This window comes from Candidatus Binatia bacterium (assembly GCA_035631035.1).
Classification (GTDB): Bacteria; Eisenbacteria; RBG-16-71-46; order SZUA-252; family SZUA-252; genus DASQJL01.
In genome coordinates, this window is record DASQJL010000038.1 from 1 (window position 1) to 1,650 (window position 1,650).

Genomic DNA, 1,650 nt, shown 5'->3' on the forward strand with positions numbered 1-1,650 from the left:
GTGCACGCTGCTCGCGGGAACCGCGGCGCTCCTTACGGTCATGTACTCGGCGCCGCCGTTTCGGCTGAAGGCGATCCCCTACCTCGCCAATGCCGTGATCGCGCTTCCCCGGGGCGTCCTGCTCAAGGTGGCGGGGTGGTCCTGCGTGCGGGACTTCGGCCGGACCGAGCCCTGGGCGATCGGGCTCGTCTTCGGGCTCTTCCTCCTCGGCGCGACCACGACCAAGGATTTCGCGGACATCCGGGGGGACCGGGCCGCGGGATTCCGCACGCTGCCCGTGATCCTGGGGCCCCGGCGCGCGGCGTGGCTCACGGCGCCTTTTCTGGTGCTCCCCTTCCTCTTGATCCCCTACGGGCTTCACCGGGGCATCCTGACGGGCAACCCGTGGGTCCTGGACGGCCTGGCCGCGCTCCTCGTGGTCTGGGGAAGCTACGTCGCGTGGCTCATGCTCCGCCGCCCCGACGATCTCGCGCGCACGGAAAACCACCCTTCGTGGACCCACATGTACGTGATGATGTTCGTCGCGCAGATCGGCTTCGCGCTGGCCTACGTCTACCGGTAGAGCCTCTTGACGGTGCCCCACACGGTGCGGGGGCCCTCGTCGGCGAGAGAACTCCCGCGCGCGTCGAGGAAGTCGGAGCCGAGCTTCATCGTGTTGTCGTAATCCCGCCCGCCGCACTGCGCCCCGAACGAGGTCATGGCCGTGTTGTCGAGCGGCGTCGAGGAGAGGAAGCGGAGGATGGGCGCTCCCGTGACCTTGACCTTGAGCGATCCCAGCATGTAGCGCCCCGGCGCCAGGAAGTAGGGGGCCGCCCGCGCCAGCCACAGCATCCGCCCCGATTCCTTGCCGCCCGCCGGCACCGTGAACCCCATGTTGTCCGACCAGGGGCCGTAGGAAAGGCTGCCCGTTCCCGCCGCGTCCCATTCGAGGACGAACGTGTAGGAGCAGATGGTGAGCATGTTCTCGCCCTCCTCGCCGTTCTGGCAGGCGACCGCCGCTCCCGTGGCGTCGTGGGCAGTGTCCAGGTAGACGTCGATCGAGGAGACCTCGGGACCGAGGACGTCCGAGGCGTCGCACTGGCCGTCCCCGTTCACGTCGATGAAGAAGTACTGGGCGGAGGCGCGCGATGGGGCGAATACGGCCGCCAGGGCGGCCAGGAGTACGGCGGCGAGGACGGGGAGCATGGAGGATCTCGGGCTCATGCGTTCGCTCTGGGATACACGGGATCGGCGGCCTGGGTCCAGGTCACGGGGCCAGTATACCGAAAACAACGGCGGGCGGCGCCATCATGCGCCGCCCGCCGGGGCACTGCCCTTTTCAAAGCCGGTCGAATCTCGCGTCTGTCGCTCCTCGCCGGTTACCGATCCGTGTGTCCCGAGGGCGCCCGCCGCATCCGGTCAAAACTGGAGGGGGAGACCGGGCTCGGCGCTTCTTGCTCCGCTGCGGAGGAGGACCTCCAAGCGGCCGTGCTCTGCAAAGCCATTACACCAAAGAGCCCCGCGGAACGCCTACGGATTCAGCGGGAAGGTGCAATTGTGGTTCAGGTGCGTCGTCACGATGTTCAGGTCGGTCGAGTTCACCGCGCCCGACGTGTCGAAGTCCTTCCAGTAGCTGATCACGTTGTTGATCCCGATACCGTTCGAGATCCC

Annotated in this window: 2 protein-coding genes; one reads left to right on the forward strand and one right to left on the reverse strand. The window is 67.8% G+C overall.

Features of this window, described 5'->3' with window-relative positions; all coding sequences use genetic code 11:
• Positions 1–562: UbiA family prenyltransferase (locus VE326_03525; protein HYJ32264.1), on the forward strand; the 562-nt coding region annotated here is incomplete at its 5' end.
• Here VE326_03525 and VE326_03530 read toward each other — a convergent pair.
• Entirely contained in the window at positions 553–1,185 is a 633-nt protein-coding gene (locus VE326_03530; protein ID HYJ32265.1) for a hypothetical protein, read from the reverse strand. The genes VE326_03525 and VE326_03530 overlap by 10 nt on opposite strands.
• Positions 1,186–1,650 lie beyond the last annotated feature (465 nt).

What these genes read in the sequence shown, in the direction of transcription:
- VE326_03530 (HYJ32265.1), bottom strand. Translation starts at nt 1,185, where the DNA reads ATGCTCCCCGTCCTCGCCGCCGTACTCCTGGCCGCCCTGGCGGCCGTA.